This window comes from Sinobacterium norvegicum, assembly GCF_923077115.1.
Taxonomy (GTDB): Bacteria; Pseudomonadota; Gammaproteobacteria; order Pseudomonadales; family Sinobacteriaceae; genus Sinobacterium; species Sinobacterium norvegicum.
Map to the genome: position 1 here is coordinate 1511914 of NZ_CAKLPX010000001.1, position 17009 is coordinate 1528922.

The following is a 17009-nucleotide window of genomic DNA, read 5'->3' on the forward strand; positions in this document are numbered from 1 at the left end:
ATATGCATCGTAATATTGCTTCTACAGGGCCATCGCCGTCACACCATCGACAACGATTAACACCACTGACAGTATCAACAGTAGACTATTTTTTTACCTTGATCTCAGGCAACAATATGGCCGCCAGCTAACCGCTGACAGTGTTATCCGCCGGTGTGTTGTCTGTCAGCGTTTTTAGAAAGCATTCGACGGGGATAAAGGCCAGCGGCACCAGCGAGGCAATAAAAACCGGCAGCCACACCTTCAGCGACCAGCCCTGCTTATTGCCGACACTTAAGCTCAGCATCATGTACAACATAAACAAAAGCCCGTGGCCCATGCCCAGCAGGCTGACATAATCTCGGCTGATTAGGCCGGCGGTTACACTGAGAATCGCCAGATAAGACAAGCCTTCCAGTAGGCTGATGGCGCGAAATAGTTTTAACACTGGGTTTACCTCTGGCATCGGTCAATCGTTGCGGCTGTATCAGCCACGGCGGTGGCATTTTAGGAAAATTTCAATACCTGTGGCACATCTTTAAGCAACTCTGTCAGGTCTCGACCATCGTCCATCACCGGGGCTTGGGCATCGATAATCTGCGCCAGCTCGGTATTGACACACAGCAGGGTGGTCAAGCCGCGATAGGGGTGCAGGCTGATCATTTGTAAATCGCCACTGCCGCCATCAAGCTCGGCCACACCGGCCGCAGAGGCTACCACGGCCTCACACTGGGCTGGCCAATCAATATCGCCGCCGTTGATTTTTCTTGCCGTCAGCGCACCGTTAATCGCCAGGCCAATCACCGCTGCCTTCAGCGCCGGTGACTGACAAAAACGCTCAGCCTGCTGCATCGAGTGCCGATCATCCGCGGCGCCGGTCAGCAGAAGAGGCTTCTCGCCGACCATTACCGCCGCCAGCGTCATCGCCTGAAACGCTGCGGTGGGTGAAAAGACGCCGGGGGTCAGCGTCGAGGCCTGCAAGTGTGCCTGCAAACGCTGCTGAAAAGGGCTGGACATGGGGATAACTCTCATCGATCAATAGTGGCCGCCATTCTACAGGTGAATACGGCAGTTTTCAGCCGATCTATGCTGAAACATGGTTAAGCCGGGCGGGCACAAGAAAGGCCTCCCCCGCGAATGCCGACAGTGGCTGCGGCGCCAAGGCATTAAACCAACCGTCTTGGCCACCCTCGCTGCCAGTTTCAGCCAACGGTTCAGACGCAGGCTTTTTAATTCACCGTTGACTAAAACGCTGCGCGCTAGAGGGTATCTGTTACCTAAATAGGACGTGATCATAAATCAAAGACCTGACCCTGTTATTTGCTGTTAATTGTGCAGCTTCATTTGCGGGAACGGTATTGTCCAATTGTTAGTATTAGAAACATTGATACATTCAGCCTGTATCCATCGCTCGATCTCATATTTGAATTCAGCAGCCTTACCCTCCAGCTCACAAAGGATGATAAAATCTAGCGAAGAGTCATTAATTCTCTTGAAATCAATCAATATATCTATGATGAATTTGGCGAATGTTTCAGGCTTATCAGCCTGTTCAAAATGCTTAATGATGGTATCGCGGATTGAGTGTGTCGCATTTTTTTGATATTGATAATCAATACCAAAAACAGACTTAATCGTCATACTCTTCTGAGATAAATTGAGTGGATTCAAATGCAGAAAATTCTCTGTCGTCAGTACCTTAAGCATATTCATACAAGATAGGTGAACAGACTCAGGTGACTGCATAACCACCTTACCATAAGTACCATCATCCAGACTGACCCAGTCACCTCTTTTACATGGAAAGAACGGCTCATTATCATGGTATGGGCGCGAGCAAATTCCGCTGAGGTCATTCAGATTAATGCGAATATGGGCATCAAGCTGCGGATTATGCAAGTGAGAGAAAAATCCAAGTTGCAGAACTTTCCACGGTATATTTTTATAAATTATACGTTCATGTTCACGGATAGCCCCCAGGTTCAAAAGAGTGCGTATGTTTGCCACATATACTGGAAAGCTGTTTCTTAACCCGATGACGGTTAAAAGACCTATCAAAAACCATATACAAAGCAGCAGCCAATCTTCTCGCATATAGGTCACTAACAAAACAGTACTAACAGCAAAAAGAATGCTAATCAACTGCGTGGCAAAAGCCCACACTCGGTTGAATAATTTCACCCTATTATTAGAGCTTCGACGCTCTAACAGAGTAAAGAATGTTGCCAGTTTCATAAAGAATAAATAGGCTAATATAGCCGAGCCAATACTGATAACAACAGTGGCAACTCGATGAAATACGTACATCAAAATATGGGGGTCTAAATTATTCAGAAAGAAGGGCTTACCTTCTACCTCGGCATAACTATTTTCAAAAAACTCTTTCTTAACTTTCGACTCAGCTAGTTTTGATTCCCAGTAAATAATAAGTTTGCTAATAGTTTTTCGTTCTTTTGATTCAACATTGTACTTGAGAAGCAACTTCTCCAAAACTGAAATACCGTCTGAAGTAGCAAGGATCTGCTTGTCTATATCGGCCAGTTTCTTTTGATGTTCCAATACAATTTTGGGTCTTTCCGCCAACTGACTCAAAGATGAAAAAATGGGCTTGAGCACTACTGACAGCTCCTCCTCCCAACTAAACACTGTTTCTTCGGGAGGTATAATCCAGTTGCGATTAAATTCTACATCGTTTAGCTCAACCAATAGTAACTGTAACTCTACTAAGTCTCGACGGTGGTCTTTATAGTTTTGCGGCCCAGTATGAATTTGCTCATCAAAACGATAAAGCATGGAGTCAATAGCCTCCAGAATTGAGGCGGTATCATTATAGTAAATACCTGTTATCTCTTCTTGCGCTAAATTTTTTTCATCATCACTGAGATTCTTTGCCGAAACGGCAAGGCTGAGAAAGCCAAGAAAAATAAATACAATAACCAATGTGAACCGCTGTATAAATTGAATCATAAATAGCTTAGGCCTAACTGGGGTGTGATTTCATCAAGGTTTTATCCACTAAGGCTAGCGGATTCTCATCAAACAGGCAACTTAGAAAACCTCTTGCAATACCGGTCATCTGGACGAAATATCAAGGGTCAAACAGGGCCAGGTTATGCTCCCCGGGTAGGATGGTGCGGGTAGTGGAGCGTGGAGCGGGGAGAGCGTCGAGTGGAGCGGGGAGAGCGTCGAGTGGAGCGGGGAGTGGAGCGGGGACACCCATCGTTATATTTGACGATATTCAATTCAACCCTATAGTTAATATGCTTACTTTTCTGACACCACGAATCAAGGATGATTGTGATGACGAAACCGCGCAACACATTAGTGTCACTCGACGCTACACCCTACTATCACTGTGTATCCCGCTGTGTTCGCCGCGCATTTCTCTGTGGCAGTGATAACAACGGGCGCTGTTACGAACACCGACGGCAATGGATCGAAGATAAGATCACAGCATTAGCAGGTATCTTTGCTATCGACATCTGCGCCTATGCCGTCATGTCTAACCACTATCATGTGGTGCTGCACATTGATAAAGATGCAGCCGATAGCTGGTCTGTCGATGAAATCCTTGAACGATGGCATAGCTTGTACAAGGGCACCGTGCTGACTCAACGCTATCGCGGTAATAAAAACAGCTTAACAAAGCCTGAGTTAGACGCTGTTAATGAGAAGGCTGAGCTGTGGCGGCATAGGCTCTGTGATATAAGCTGGTTTATGCGTATCATCAACGAATCTACGGCTAGACTGGCAAACGTCGAAGATGGTTGTACCGGGCGCTTTTGGGAGGGGCGTTACAAGTCCCAGGCTTTGCTCGATGAACAAGCCCTTCTGGCTTGTATGGCCTACGTAGACCTCAACCCTATTCGGGCAGGCATGAACACAACACCAGAGAGCTCTGCTCACACCAGTATTCAACGGCGCAGCTTGCAGGCCAAGCGCGCTCACTCACCTAATCATCGGCAGCAACAGGTGAAAGCGTTCATGCCATTCGTTGGCAACCCAAGAAAAGATATGCCTAAGGGGGTACCGCTCCGACTAACGGATTACCTAGAGTTAGTCGATTGGACCGGGCGAATTATCAGAGAAGACAAACGAAGTGCCATCCATCATCAATTGCCGCCTATATTGGATAGGCTTCAACTCGACCCAAAGCATTGGTTATATTTGTCGCAGAATTTCGAGAGTCGTTTTAAAAATCTAGTCGGCTCGGCCTTTGCCATAAAGCGGGCGGCAGAGACTTTAGGCTACCGGCGAACGCCACGAAGCTGTATCAATCTGCTCTAACTATTTTTACTTTACCAGCAGAGAACTGACAGGTTCACTCTTCTGTGGATAAGCTCGCCCGCGCTTTGATAATATCGTCTTGATAGCAGTCTACGCTGTGTATACTCACCCTGCCGCGCAGTAATAGGTGTTCAGCTCAGAATAAATATACTCCACCGCGTTAACGACAGAGCCTTTTCTTAGGGTGGGTGTCCTTTTAGTAGTTTATCTTCCATGCTTTTAATAAAGCAGCAGCGAAATGTTGACTTGTCACTTAGTACTCCGTGTGAATTTAACGCCTCAAACACCGGCGCAGCTTGCTGCGTCCGAGTGCTTTGACTTGTTAGGCGATTCTATCAGACTGACTAAATCTTCTGCTACAAACTGCTCAAATGACTTTTCATAGAAAACAGGCTGTGCAGAAAGGCTTTTATAATTTGATCTTATTGAATCGTTTAAATAAGGATCAATGACATGTAACTCAGTGTCATTCCTTAAATTTTTTCTGAATAAGGCTTTGATATGAACGTCTGCTTCTGGAAATGAATAACCAACAAATACGATCTTCTTTGCTTTTCTTATTTCGATAGCAGTTTCATCAAGCAATTTGTTAATAGCTGGGTGAGAGAGATCCTTTATATGTGATGGTGGAACTATAAAGGTATCAAAGCTGTTCCCGTCTAGAGGGCAAGAAAGATCAAACTCTACTGTCTCTGGGTTTTCACAGCTAGCGTGGATATAGCCTTTAAAGCCCATAGAGCCAAGGTCTATTTTTGTGTCCCACGCCGTAAGTAAAACTTGATTGCAGCAGTTACAATACTTCCAATTGAGAGAGCCATGTAGTTTGATAAGTTTTATTGGTTTTGGGTCACCACCATCCCAAACTGGCACAGGCTCTCGGGGATTAACCCACCAATCAAATGCACTAATGTCATCATAATGGTGGTAGTTCATTAGTTCGATGCAGTAATCAATGTATGCTTTGTCGGGGTATAGAAAGTCGAAAGATTCATCTAGCAAGGTATCGTAATTCATTGTTACCACGGAAACGTTTCTATTAGTCTCAGAAACTACCTCCCAAAATTTACGATATGTTCCGTTTCGGTTTCCGGCTGGCTTGGATATCACGTAATGTACAAGCTGTATTAGAGCTTCTTTAATTTCGGTGATTCTTAAGGTCGTATATTCTTTTCCGAGCCCTTCTCGTTTGCTAATAAAATATTCCAGATAACCAAAAATTGATTCCAGTGTCGGATATTCACCATCTGAAATATCGAAATTTTCATTGATGAAGAGGCGCACTTTACTAGCTGCATTAGAAGAGTTTATATGCTCATCTTTAGATTCGAAGATCAGCTTTAGGATATCTCTTTGTAAGGGAGCGCCTTCTGCAATAGAAGCTCCGGCCCCGAACACAAAAAGTGTATCTCTTTCCTGTTCATATTTTATGTATGACTCTTGGTGCGATCTCAAATTTATTCCTTTCGCCTAACGCCCAAAGCAGCGGCGCGCGTTAGCGCGTCCAGCCCGCAGGGCGATGCTGCCTTTGTTTGTTATATGAGTTACTGGATAGCATTTATATAGGCCCCAATTGACGTTGGTTTAATAGGTGCTTTAAGGCTTCCTGTTATATTTACGCTCTTGCTGCTCTGAAGATTAAACTCTACCGAGGTCGATGCTACTAGATCCTGGGTTTTAGCTCCTTTTGGGAGGTCTCGCTCAGCATAGGCTTTAATAATGAGAACTCCGTTTTGCGTATTTTCGCTAGTATTTAATACATTAACAATATAGCTACATGTGCGGCCAGAGCAGTGAAGTTTTTTGTTCTCAATTGAAAGATATTGTGACCTCTCATTTGTAATAAGATGAGCAGTAAACATGATTGCCAATAGGGAAAAAACGCAAGCAATAAAGTAACGCGCCTTAGTCATTATCAAATGGCTCCATATAACGCTTATTCTACTGACTAGTCGGTAATAATGAAAAACCTAGGAAGAGTCGGTATAACACCCCAAATCCCCCGTAAAGCGGAACGTTCCGCCTATCACCCTTTTCTATATTATCGAATAAAGCCAGTAAGTGTTTAATAGTTATTGTTTATTAAGGCAGTCATTAAAGTGACCAAAAATGAGCGGAATCGTACTGTTTTTAATACTTGCCGCTGTAGTCGGTATATTCTGCCTTTTGTATACTTCAATTTATGCACTTATCTTACTGAAATAAAAACATATTTAAAATTAATTTACATTATTCACGCTATTATGCGGAAAAAGGGGGCAATATTATTCTTTTATATGTATATCCATACAGTGTTCGAGGCGAAAAATTATACCCAAGCCGCCCCCACCTCACCCAATGGGCATCTTCAGCAGGGATGCTGAAGCTGAGCCTACAGGGAAGTATTTACGGCGTCCCAGTGGCTGTGGTGGGAGCGACGCCCAAAGCACCCAATCTCAGCCCCCAAACCCCCCACCCACAAAAAAAGCCGCTAAAATAGCGGCTTTTTATCAAACTAACTTCATTACATCAGAAGCTAATCAAGCAACCTCAAACAAACCCGCAGCACCCATACCACCACCGATACACATCGAAATCACCACATACTTAACACCGCGACGCTTACCTTCCAGCAATGCTGAGCCGACCATACGGGCGCCAGACATGCCGAACGGGTGGCCGATGGAGATGGCGCCGCCGTTAACGTTGAGCTTGTCGATGTCGATGTTGAGTTCTTTCTGGCAGTAAACCACCTGTGAGGCGAAGGCTTCGTTGATTTCCCACAGACCGATATCGTCAACGGTGAGGTTGTGCTTGGCTAACAACTTAGGAATGGCGAAGACGGGGCCGATACCCATTTCGTCTGCCTTACAACCGGCAACGGCAACGCCGCGGTAGTAACCCAGTGGCGCTAGGCCGAGTTCTTTCGCCTTCTCGCCTTCCATCAGTAGACAGGCCGCGGCGCCGTCTGACAGCTGTGAGGCGTTACCGGCGGTGACCGAAGTACCCTGCTGAACCCACTTACCGTCTTTCCATACAGGCTCTAACGAGGCCAGGCTGTCGGCGGTGGTCGACGGGCGATTACACTCGTCCTTGTCGACGATCACGTCTTCGTAGGTGACTTCTTTGGTCTCACGATTGAACACAGACTTGGTGGCGTTCATCGGCACGATTTCTTCGGCGAAGTTACCGTTCTGTTGTGCTGCGGCAGTACGCTGCTGCGAGATCAACGCGTAGGCATCCTGCTCTTCACGGGTGATATTATAACGCTGAGCAACAATCTCGGCGGTTTCGATCATCGGAATGTAGGCAGTTTCGTCAACGGCTAAAACCGTCTTAGAAACGCTGCGGTAGGTGTTCTTGTGCTTGTTCTGAGTCAGTGAAATAGACTCGACACCGCCGGCGATGGCAACGTCATACTCGTCACACATAATGCCCTTGGCAGCGGTGGCAATCGTCATTAGGCCCGAGGCACACTGACGCTCCATCGCCATGCCCGGAGTCGTCTCTGGCAGGCCACCGGCGATAGCCGATAGACGACCGAGGTTATAGGCCTGAGTACCCTGCTGGGCAGCGGCACCGAAGATACAATCTTCAACCAAGGCTGGGTTGATGCCGGTTTTTTCAACTAACGCCTTCACAACATGGCCGCCCATGGCTGGGGCTTCGGTCTCGTTGAATGAACCGCGGAATGATTTGGCTAGACCGGTACGGGCCGTTGCTACAATGACTGCTTCTCTCATCTTCTTTTCCTTTTTATCGGTATTAAACAATACCTGAATAATTTTTTAGGCTGCCCGCGATTAAGCGCGCTGAGCCGATGTCGAAATAATTTCACCTGTGAGGTAGCTGGCGTAATCTGACGCCAGGAACATCATCACGTTAGCCACTTCCCAAACCTCGGCAGCGCGGCCGTAGGCCTCTTTGCTCTCAAGCTCGGCCAACAACTCAGGTGGCGCAGACTTACGCAGCATCGGGTGCATGGCAATCGATGGGGCGACGGCGTTAACGCGCACGTTAAACTCGGCGGCTTCGACGGCGGCGCAGCGGGTCAGTGCCATGACACCGGCCTTCGCCGCAGCATAGTGCGCCTGTTCTTTCTGGGCGCGCCAGCCAAGTACCGAGGCGTTGTTGACGATAACACCGCCCACTTCGCGCTCTTTCATTACCTTCATCATGTAACGGGTCATCCGCATGGTGCCGTATAGGGTGACTTGAATCACCTTGTCCCACTCGCTGTCTTCCATCTCGATCAAGTTCTTCGAGGTGCCAAGGCCGGCGTTGTTAATCAGAATGTCGGTGCCGCCGAGCTTGTCTTCGGCGAAGTCGATCAGGCCTTGCACATCGTCTTCGACGCAGACATTACACAGCTTGCCCCAGACGTTGTCCTTGCCGGTCAGCTCTTTGAGCTCGTTGACTGATTTCTCTAGACGGCCTTCATGCACGTCGGAGATAACAATGGCACGACAGCCCTCTTCGACGGCGCGCTTGGCGGCGGCGAAACCGATACCCGCACCGGCGGCGGCGGTGATCAGCACGGAACGGCCGGCAATTAAGTTGTTGCCTTTAACGTATTCTGGATTCTTTAAATCAATCATTTTAAACCTCTGTGTAAGCACCTAAATGCTTATCGGCGGAAAACAACAAACCCAAACACACGGTTTGGGCTTAAATTTTATATTCGTTTTTAGCGCTTAGCTCGCCTTGATGGCAACCTTGGGCTCTTTTGGCATACCCAGACCGCGCTCGGCGATAATATTGCGCTGAATCTGGTTGGTGCCGCCGTAGATGGTGTCGGAGCGAACAAACAGGTACATCGACTGCAAACGTGTTAGCTCGTAGGGGCCGCCTGCGAGTATTTCACACTCCGGCCCCATCACATCCATCGCCAGCTCGCCTAAGTCACGGTGCCAGGTGGCCCAGAACAACTTATACATCAGCGCTTCTTTCTGCAACGCGCCGTCACCGGCATCGCCAGACAAAGTACGCATGCTGTTGTAACGCATAATCTTCAAACCGGCGTGGGCCTCGGCAATACGCTGACGAATGATGGGGTCTTTGGCGGCGCCGTTCTCTTTGGCGATGTCGATCACTTGATTCAATTCATTCTGGAACTGCATCTGCTGTCCCAGCGTCGAGACGCCACGCTCGAAGCCGAGCAGACCCATGGCGACCTTCCAGCCGTCACCGGGGGCACCGACGATATCGCTGGCATCACACTCGGCGTCGTCGAAGAACACCTCGTTAAACTCCGAGGTGCCGGTTAACTGCTCGATGCCGCGCACTTCGATGCCGGGCTGGTCCATCTTCATTAAGAAGAAGCCCAGGCCCTTGTGCGCCACAGAGTCGGGGTCGGTACGGGCGATGACAAAGACATAGTCGGATTCATGGGCCAGAGAGGTCCATACCTTCTGGCCGTTGATAATCCACTTGCCCTTGGCCTCGTCGAAGCGCGCCTTGGTTTTTACGTTAGCTAAATCGGAACCGGCGCCGGGTTCGGAATAACCCTGACACCACAGCTCGGTACCGGCGACGATGCCGGGTAGATACTTCTGCTTCTGCTCGTCGCTGCCGAAGGCAATAATGGTTGGCCCAGCAAGACCCTCACCAATATGACCGACGTGGCCGGGAGCACCGGCACGGGCATACTCTTCGTTGAAGATCACCTGCTGCTCGATCGAGCAGCCGCGGCCACCGTGTTCCTTTGGCCAGCCGACACAGGTCCAGCCGCCTTCGGCTAGTTTCTGTTCCCACTTTTTACGTTCTTGGGGGAACATGTGTTCATCACCGGGGCCACCGCGGAATTTTAACTGCGCGAATTCACCGACTAAGTTGTCGGTTAGCCACTGGGCGACTTCGGCACGGAAGTGTTCGTCTGCTGCACTAAAACTGAGTTTCATGTTTCTCTCCTAAGGCCGAATTAACAGCAGCTGCCGAGCAAGTTGGCGGCAATGCGTTCGCGGTGATAGCTGGCGTTACCGAGGAAGTGCTCGGTGGCCTTGGCCCGTTTAAAATACAGGTGCACATCGTATTCCCAGGTAAAACCAACGCCGCCGTGTAGCTGAATGGCATCGCCGGCGTTCTGGAAATAGATCTCAGAGCAGTATGATTTAGCGATACTGGCGGCCTCGGCCAATTCAGCGGCCATCGACCCAGCGACCAACGCATCTTGAGCAATACAGGCGGCATAGTAAACACCGGAGCGGGCAGCCTCGGCCTTGGTCATCATATCGGCGGCCTTGTGCTTAACGGCCTGGAAGCTGGCAATCGGGCGGTTGAACTGCACCCGTTCCTTGCTGTATTCAACCGTCATGTCCAACACCTGTTGGGCACCACCCATCTGCTCGGCGGCGAGACAAATCGTCGCCATATCGAGAATCTTGGCGAGCTTGTCGGCGGCATCTGTGGCCATTAACTGGGCACTGCTGAGGCTGACGTTGGTCAGTGTTAACTGCGCCTGCTTGCGGGTCTGGTCCATGGTGGGCAACCAGGTCGCCTCCACACCGGCGGTATCGGCAGGCAGCACAAACAACGCGATGCCGTCTTTACCGGCACTGCCCTGTTCACGGGCGGCAACGATGAGGTGCTGGGCGGTATGGCCGTCGATGACATAGCGGTAGTCACCGTTTAATACATAGTTGTCGCCGTCTTTCGCGTAAGTCGCGGTGACGCCATCGGCATCCCACTGACCATTGCCGGTAAACGCCAGCGTGGCTGTTTCGCCCTCTAAAATTTTGCCGAAGACTTCGGCCTGCTGCGCTTCATTAGCGGCCATCAATAAGGCGGTGCTGGCCAGACAGACGGTCGAGAAGTACGGTGCGCAGACGACGAAACGGCCCATTTGCTCCATCACCGCGACCAGCTCAACATAGCCCAGGCCCATGCCGCCGAACTCTTCCGGTACGGTCACCGCCTGAAAATACAGCTCTGTACAGATGCGCTGCCACAGCTCATCGCTGTAGCCCTGCTCGGTTGCCATCGCCTGGCGAATAGCCTCTGAGGTAGAGACATCGGCAAGAAAACTCTCCGCGGTATCGCGGATCATCAATTGCTCTTCGGTAAATGCGAATTCCATGTGGACTCCGTCGTTATGCTGGATGATTATTCTTTTCAGTCTGCTTTATACGCTGAAAAAGACTATTTAAACATGGCGGTTTGGTCATCTTTAAGTAGCCTTTTTGGAACGCTGGTTCACATCACCCTTTACAGTGATGCAAACCCGGTATTCGGCTCGATTAACGCGTGCCGTAAACCTTCTGCGCGGGAACTTCTTGCTCTAACAATGTTGCCATTGCCTCGCCAACCTCGGCCGGAGCCCAATGGGCGCCCTTGTCGATACCGGCGGTTGAACGCCAGCCATCGGCAATCGAGATCTTGCCACCTTCGGATTCGAACACGCGACCGGTGACGGCGGCGGCTTCGCCAGAACCCAACCACACCAGCAGCGAGGAAACGTTCTCTGGCGCCCAGTAATCAAAGCTGTCGTCTGCTGGCTTGGCCATACGGGTGGCCATTTCTTCCACGGCGGTGGTCATACCGGTACGGGCGGCAGGTGCCACGGCGTTGGCGGTAATGCCATAACGACCAAGTTCGGCGGCCTGGTTCAGCGTCAGCGCGGCGATACCGGCCTTGGCGGCGGCGTAGTTAGACTGACCGACAGACCCCTGCAGGCCAGCGCCCGAGGTGGTGTTGATGATGCGGGCGTCGACGGCCTTGCCCGCCTTCGACTGATCACGCCAGTAATGCACGGCGTGGGAAGAGATGCAGAAGTGACCCTTCAGGTGCACGGCCATAATGGTGTCCCACTCGGCTTCGGTCATCGAGGCAAACATGCGGTCGCGGTTAACGCCGGCATTGTTGACCACGATGTGCAGGTCGCCATAGGTGTCGATGGCCTGCTTAACGGCGTTGGCACTGTCTTCGTAGTGGGTAATGTCCGAGGTGTTCACCACGGCCTGACCACCGGCGGCAACGATTTCATCAACCACGGCCTGCGCGGCGGCTTCGTTGATATCGTTAACGACAACATTGGCGCCTTCGGCGGCGAAAACCTTAGCGTGTGCGGCACCTAAACCACCACCGGCGCCGGTGATGATGACAACGCGATCCTGACAAATAGCCATGGAGAAATCCTCTTTGTTTTTAAATCATTTTTTAAAATTTATTCGCTGTCTAAGCGCTCGATAATGGTGACGTTAGCCTGACCACCACCTTCACACATGGTCTGTAGACCATAGCGACCGCCGGTGCGTTCCAGCTCGTGTAAAAGGGTTGTCATCAGCTTGGTACCCGAGGCACCTAAGGGATGGCCTAAAGCAATGGCGCCGCCGTTGACGTTAGTCTTCTCGTGCGGGTAGCCGGTCTCTTTCAACCAGGCCATGGCGACGGAGGCGAAGGCTTCGTTGATTTCGACCAGATCGATATCGTCCAGCGTCAGGCCAGCCTTTTTCAGCGCGTGTTCGGTCGCTGGGATGGGCGCGGTCAACATCCAGATCGGATCGGTGGCACGGACGCTCATGTGATGAATGCGAGCGCGGGGCTTTAGATTGTATTTCTTCAGTGCATCTTCAGAGACGATTAGCATCGCCGAGGCGGCATCACAGGTCTGGCTCGAGACGGCGGCGGTGACCTTGTCACAGCCGAACAGATAATCGAGGCTGGCCATTTTTTCCAGCGTGGTTTCACGCGGCGTCTCATCGTTGGTGACACCATTGAGCGGCACGATCTCACGGTCGAACCTGCCTTCTTTGATGGCGGCGATGGCGCGGGTGTGTGACTCCAGCGAGAACACTTCGAGGTCCTCACGTGACAAGCCCCACTTGTCGGCAATCATCTGCGCCGAGTTGAACTGTGTCGGTGGCTGGTTGCCGTAACGCTCAACCCAACCTTTCGAGCCGGTGAACGGGTCGGTAAAACCCAGCGGCTCGGCGGCGGTCATGGCGTAGGAGATCGGAATCTGTGTCATGGTCTGCACACCGCCGGCAACGACGACGTCCATGGTGCCACTCATCACGGCTTGGGCGGCAAAGTGTACGGCCTGCTGCGATGATCCACACTGACGGTCGATGGTAGTACCCGGAACACCGTCGTCGAGGCCGGCGGCCAACCAACAGGTGCGGGCGATATCACCGGCTAACGGGCCAACCGTGTCGCAACAGCCGAAGATGACATCTTCGTAGTCGGCATCGGGAATATTGTTACGTTCAACCAATGATTTTAATACGTGGGCACCGAGGTCGGCACCGTGAACATCGCTTAAACCCCCTTTACGGCGGCCAGTGGGGCTACGTAATGCATCGACGATATAGGCTTCAGCCATGATGTGTTCCTCTTTTTACCTGGCGCTATTTTTAGCGAAAGGTTTATATAATTTTTTAAGGCTTTTTTAAAACTTAAAGCCTACTTAATAAATTTGCTCACTGCGTGATTTCACCGCCTGCCTCAGGAAAAGAGATTCGGCTGGCAATAAAATCACTCCGCGAGAGCCGTCTGGTTCAATGCCACTAGCTTTTGCCAGAGTCAAATTTCAACCATAACCTCCGACGAGCGATCAATATTGTCGACTAACCGTCTTCAGCATGGATGCTGAAGCCGAGCCCCCACGGATGGGTTTACGGCGTGTTAGTCGGCAGTGTTGATCGCGGCAGCGAAGGACAAGCCTTGACGCTGCCAATTACAACTAACCTGCGAAGGTATTACCCGCACCGATCTTGGCGTTGTCAGCAAAGATAGCATCGGCAACACGGCCCTTATGGAATGCTTGGTCGCCCCAGGTCTTATCCAGTGCCCAGGCCTTCTTCATATAAATATGCAGATTCACTTCCCAGGTATAACCCATGGCGCCGTGGACCTGAATCGAGTTCTTGGCACCCAACAATGATGCTTCGCAGGCCATCGATTTGGCGTGCGAGACGTTTTCATCGACGGTCGATAGGTTATTGGCGATGGCGTAAGCGGCGTGAGCGACGGTGGCCTTCGAGTATTCTAACGGTACGGCGACGTTAGCCATGCGGTGCTTAACGGCCTGGAAGGTACCGATGGCCACACCAAACTGAGTACGCTCTGAGGTGTACTGCACCGAGATGTCGATCATGCGCTGAGTCAAACCCAGTGCCTGAGCGGCGCAGCCTAATGCACCGCGGTTAAGAGCGCCGGCAATCAGGGCCTGCGCCTCTTCGCCTTCGGCTAACACCGTGGCGTTGCTGCTATCGAAATCGACGGTATACAGCTTGCGGCTGGGGTCGACAGACGGGTTATATTCCAGTGTCGCATCGGCCTGCTCGACGGCGTAAAGCACACCGGCTTTTTCCATGATGATCAGATCGCTGACGTGGGCGTCTTCAACCAATAGGTTTTGCGCAAGGCCAACGGCAATCTTGGCGCTGCCCTCGGCAACCTTGGGCAACCAGGCGGCTTTTAGCGCTTCGTTGCTAGAGTTAGCCAGTGTCGGTACGGCAACCAGAACAGTCTGAACCAGCGGTTCAGGCAGGGCGACATAGCCGCACTCTTGCGCCAGCAGCACGAAATCTAATTCGTCCATGCCCATGCCGCCGAAGTCTTCGGGCACGGTTAAGCCGGTAAGGCCAAGCTCGGTCAACTGACCCCATAGCGCATCGCTACGACCGGTCTCGGTTTGCCACAGCTCACGCACTTTTTCCGGCGTGATCTCGTTGGTTAAAAAATCACGAACGCCTTCTTGGAATAAAAGCTGGTCTTCGTTAAAAGTAAAATCCATTATTCCGACCCCTTACTTGCGTGGCATGCCAAGCATACGCTCGGCAATGATGTTACGTTGAATTTCGTTGGTACCGGCATAAATAGGGCCAGACTGGGCAAACAAGAAGCCGTCCAACCAGGTGCCAACACCCTTTGCCTGTGGCGCAAAAGGCTCGAGTTCGGCGCGGGCAGATAAGATATCCATCGCCGTCTCGTGCATGGTTTGATCGAGCTCTGACCAGAAGATTTTATTGGTCGAAGACTCGGCACCGATCTTGCCGCCTTTGATTAAACGACAGGCCGTCTCGAAGGTGGTCAGGCAGTAAGATTCTGCCGACATATACGCCTTCACCACGGCATCGCGGATCGCGGGATCGCGGTCTGCCTGTGCTTGGTTTTGCTTGTACAGTTCCACCAAGCGCTTGGCTGTCTCTTGGAAACGCGCCGGTGAACGCAACATCAAGCCGCGCTCAAAACCGGCGGTGGCCATCGCCACTTCCCAGCCCTGCCCCTCACCGCCGAGGCGACGATTCACTGGCACCTTGACGTTGTCGAAGAAGATCTCAGCAAAGCCCGGCAGGCCATCTAACTGCGGGATGGGGTTGACGGTAATGCCTTCCAAATCCAGCGGCACCAGAATAAAGGTCAGCCCCTTATGACGCTGCGACTCAGGGTCGGTACGGAACATACCGAAACACTGATCGGCCCAGACGGCACGGGTAGACCAGGTCTTCTGGCCATTGATAATGTAGTGCTCACCGTCTTCGGTCAGCTCAGCCTTGGCGCGTACCGCCGCCATGTCAGAACCGGCATTGGGCTCAGACCAACCCTGGGCCCAGACCTCGGTGCCGTTGGCCATCTTCGGCAGAATCTCGGCTTTCTGTTCGTCGGTACCGTATTCCATCAGCGTTGGGCCGAGGAGAAAGATGCCATTTTGGTTAACGCGATTCGGCGCCTTGGCACGGAAATATTCTTCTTCGAAGATCAACCACTGGATCAGGTCGGCATCGCGGCCACCCAATTCGGTCGGCCAGGTCACCATACCCCAGCGGCCTTCGTTCATCTTGGCTTCCCACTCGCGGTGCTGCTGGAAACCCTCTTCGGTGTCGTAGGTTTTTAATGGCTCAGCCGGTACGTTCGCGGCCAACCAAGTACGTGCTTCCTGACGGAAGGCATCGTGTTCGGCGGTAAAATTTAAATCCATCATCAGCCTCTTTAGCGTCGATTCAATGTTGTTGGTTCAGCAGTCGATGACTGATTATTTCTTTTCGGTAAAGGCGGCGTCACGCTTGTTGACGAAGGCATCACGCGACTCGGCAGAGTCTGGCGACTGGTAGGCCTCCAGGGTAAAGCCCTGCTCTGAGCGATATTTGTCTTCGAGGTTGCCGTCTTCGATACCGGTTAAGGCTTCCTTGGCGAGAGCAATCATGCGCGGCGATTTCTCGGCGATGGCGGCGGCGATTTCTCGGGCTACGGGCAGCAGCTCTTCGCGGGGCACCACACGCTCGACAGCGCCTAGGCGATACGCTTCCTGCGCGTCAATCGGCAGGCCGGTAAAGTACATGTAACGGACCTTTTGAACCGGAAACATACGCTGCAGGTGAGCACCGCCACCCATGGCACCGCGGTCAACCTCAGGCACGGCGAAGGTGGCACACTCGGAGGCGACGATGATGTCGGCGGCGCCGGAGATACCAATACCACCACCGAGTACAAAACCGTGCACCGCCACAATCACCGGCTTGTCGTTGATGTGGATGGCCTTGAAGGTATCGTAGTTGCCCTTGTTCACCTTGACGATTAACGAGTCATTGGCGTCCAATTCTTTGATGTCGACACCGGCGCAGAAACCGCGGCCTTCGGCGGCGATAATAATCACGCGACAGTCGTCATTAGTGCCCAGCGCTTCGATTTCAGCGGCAATCTGCGCCCATTCAACGGAGGAGAAAGCGTTCACTGGTGGCTTGTCGAAGATCAGCTCGGCAACGCCGTTTTCAATACTGAGTTTAAAAGGCTTGGACATAATCAAATTCTCGTTATTGTGCGTGTTT

Annotated in this window: 14 protein-coding genes; 1 reads left to right on the forward strand and 13 read right to left on the reverse strand. The window is 51.4% G+C overall.

Translation table 11 applies throughout. The features are described 5' to 3' along the window. Positions 1–127: 127 nt before the first annotated feature. The 3 genes from L9P87_RS06725 to L9P87_RS06735 all read right to left on the reverse strand — a co-directional run bounded on the left by L9P87_RS06725 (position 128) and on the right by L9P87_RS06735 (position 2946). Positions 128–427: a DUF3817 domain-containing protein gene (locus L9P87_RS06725; RefSeq protein ID WP_237443907.1), complete on the reverse strand. Its 300-nt coding sequence runs from the start codon at positions 425–427 to the stop codon at positions 128–130. A gap of 59 nt (positions 428–486) precedes the next feature. Then, a complete protein-coding gene (locus L9P87_RS06730) occupies positions 487–996 on the reverse strand; it encodes a hypothetical protein (protein WP_237443908.1) in 510 nt (169 codons plus the stop codon). A gap of 309 nt (positions 997–1305) precedes the next feature. Continuing rightward, the gene (locus L9P87_RS06735; RefSeq protein WP_237443909.1) at positions 1306–2946 is read right to left on the reverse strand and encodes a hypothetical protein; all 1641 of its coding nucleotides are present in this window, start codon (positions 2944–2946) and stop codon (positions 1306–1308) included. A gap of 333 nt (positions 2947–3279) precedes the next feature. On the opposite strand from L9P87_RS06735, the gene L9P87_RS06740 reads away from it, so the two are divergent. Beyond that, positions 3280–4266 (forward strand): transposase, encoded by a 987-nt coding sequence (locus tag L9P87_RS06740; RefSeq protein ID WP_237443910.1) that lies wholly within the window; start codon positions 3280–3282, stop codon positions 4264–4266. Between the two features lie 279 nt (positions 4267–4545). Here L9P87_RS06740 and L9P87_RS06745 read toward each other — a convergent pair whose 3' ends face one another. The 10 genes from L9P87_RS06745 to L9P87_RS06790 form a co-directional block, all read right to left on the reverse strand. Next, positions 4546–5718 carry an SIR2 family protein gene (locus tag L9P87_RS06745; RefSeq protein ID WP_237443911.1) on the reverse strand — a complete coding sequence of 391 codons (1173 nt, stop codon included), beginning with the start codon at positions 5716–5718 and terminating at the stop codon, positions 4546–4548. 1064 nt (positions 5719–6782) lie between these two features. Further along, positions 6783–7985 carry a thiolase family protein gene (locus L9P87_RS06750; RefSeq protein WP_237443912.1) on the reverse strand — a complete coding sequence of 401 codons (1203 nt, stop codon included), beginning with the start codon at positions 7983–7985 and terminating at the stop codon, positions 6783–6785. Positions 7986–8045: 60 nt separating this feature from the next. Further along, positions 8046–8840 carry an SDR family oxidoreductase gene (locus tag L9P87_RS06755; protein WP_237443913.1) on the reverse strand — a complete coding sequence of 265 codons (795 nt, stop codon included), beginning with the start codon at positions 8838–8840 and terminating at the stop codon, positions 8046–8048. A 96-nt stretch (positions 8841–8936) separates the two neighbouring features. Then, on the reverse strand, positions 8937–10142 hold the full coding sequence (locus L9P87_RS06760; protein WP_237443914.1) for an acyl-CoA dehydrogenase family protein: 1206 nt from the start codon (positions 10140–10142) through the stop codon (positions 8937–8939). A gap of 20 nt (positions 10143–10162) precedes the next feature. Then, positions 10163–11317 carry an acyl-CoA dehydrogenase family protein gene (locus L9P87_RS06765; RefSeq protein ID WP_237443915.1) on the reverse strand — a complete coding sequence of 385 codons (1155 nt, stop codon included), beginning with the start codon at positions 11315–11317 and terminating at the stop codon, positions 10163–10165. Between the two features lie 160 nt (positions 11318–11477). Continuing rightward, the gene (locus L9P87_RS06770; RefSeq protein WP_237443916.1) at positions 11478–12365 is read right to left on the reverse strand and encodes an SDR family oxidoreductase; all 888 of its coding nucleotides are present in this window, start codon (positions 12363–12365) and stop codon (positions 11478–11480) included. A 38-nt stretch (positions 12366–12403) separates the two neighbouring features. Next, positions 12404–13561, reverse strand: a complete 1158-nt coding sequence (locus tag L9P87_RS06775) for an acetyl-CoA C-acetyltransferase (RefSeq protein WP_237443917.1) — start codon at positions 13559–13561, stop codon at positions 12404–12406. Between the two features lie 360 nt (positions 13562–13921). Beyond that, positions 13922–14977 carry an acyl-CoA dehydrogenase family protein gene (locus L9P87_RS06780; protein WP_237443918.1) on the reverse strand — a complete coding sequence of 352 codons (1056 nt, stop codon included), beginning with the start codon at positions 14975–14977 and terminating at the stop codon, positions 13922–13924. Between the two features lie 12 nt (positions 14978–14989). Beyond that, positions 14990–16165 carry an acyl-CoA dehydrogenase family protein gene (locus L9P87_RS06785; protein ID WP_237443919.1) on the reverse strand — a complete coding sequence of 392 codons (1176 nt, stop codon included), beginning with the start codon at positions 16163–16165 and terminating at the stop codon, positions 14990–14992. 51 nt (positions 16166–16216) lie between these two features. Further along, positions 16217–16981 (reverse strand): enoyl-CoA hydratase family protein, encoded by a 765-nt coding sequence (locus tag L9P87_RS06790; RefSeq protein WP_237443920.1) that lies wholly within the window; start codon positions 16979–16981, stop codon positions 16217–16219. Between the last annotated feature and the right edge of the window lie 28 nt (positions 16982–17009).

Excerpts from the sequence above, each read along its gene's own strand:
- L9P87_RS06790 (WP_237443920.1), bottom strand. The coding sequence starts at position 16,981 with ATGTCCAAGCCTTTTAAACTCAGTATTGAAAACGGCGTTGCCGAGCTG.
- L9P87_RS06765 (WP_237443915.1), bottom strand. The coding sequence starts at position 11,317 with ATGGAATTCGCATTTACCGAAGAGCAATTGATGATCCGCGATACCGCG.
- L9P87_RS06760 (WP_237443914.1), bottom strand. The coding sequence starts at position 10,142 with ATGAAACTCAGTTTTAGTGCAGCAGACGAACACTTCCGTGCCGAAGTC.
- L9P87_RS06775 (WP_237443917.1), bottom strand. The coding sequence starts at position 13,561 with ATGGCTGAAGCCTATATCGTCGATGCATTACGTAGCCCCACTGGCCGC.
- L9P87_RS06730 (WP_237443908.1), bottom strand. The coding sequence starts at position 996 with ATGTCCAGCCCTTTTCAGCAGCGTTTGCAGGCACACTTGCAGGCCTCG.
- L9P87_RS06750 (WP_237443912.1), bottom strand. The coding sequence starts at position 7,985 with ATGAGAGAAGCAGTCATTGTAGCAACGGCCCGTACCGGTCTAGCCAAA.
- L9P87_RS06735 (WP_237443909.1), bottom strand. The coding sequence starts at position 2,946 with ATGATTCAATTTATACAGCGGTTCACATTGGTTATTGTATTTATTTTT.
- L9P87_RS06780 (WP_237443918.1), bottom strand. The coding sequence starts at position 14,977 with ATGGATTTTACTTTTAACGAAGACCAGCTTTTATTCCAAGAAGGCGTT.
- L9P87_RS06755 (WP_237443913.1), bottom strand. The coding sequence starts at position 8,840 with ATGATTGATTTAAAGAATCCAGAATACGTTAAAGGCAACAACTTAATT.
- L9P87_RS06740 (WP_237443910.1), top strand. The coding sequence starts at position 3,280 with ATGACGAAACCGCGCAACACATTAGTGTCACTCGACGCTACACCCTAC.
- L9P87_RS06770 (WP_237443916.1), bottom strand. The coding sequence starts at position 12,365 with ATGGCTATTTGTCAGGATCGCGTTGTCATCATCACCGGCGCCGGTGGT.
- L9P87_RS06785 (WP_237443919.1), bottom strand. The coding sequence starts at position 16,165 with ATGATGGATTTAAATTTTACCGCCGAACACGATGCCTTCCGTCAGGAA.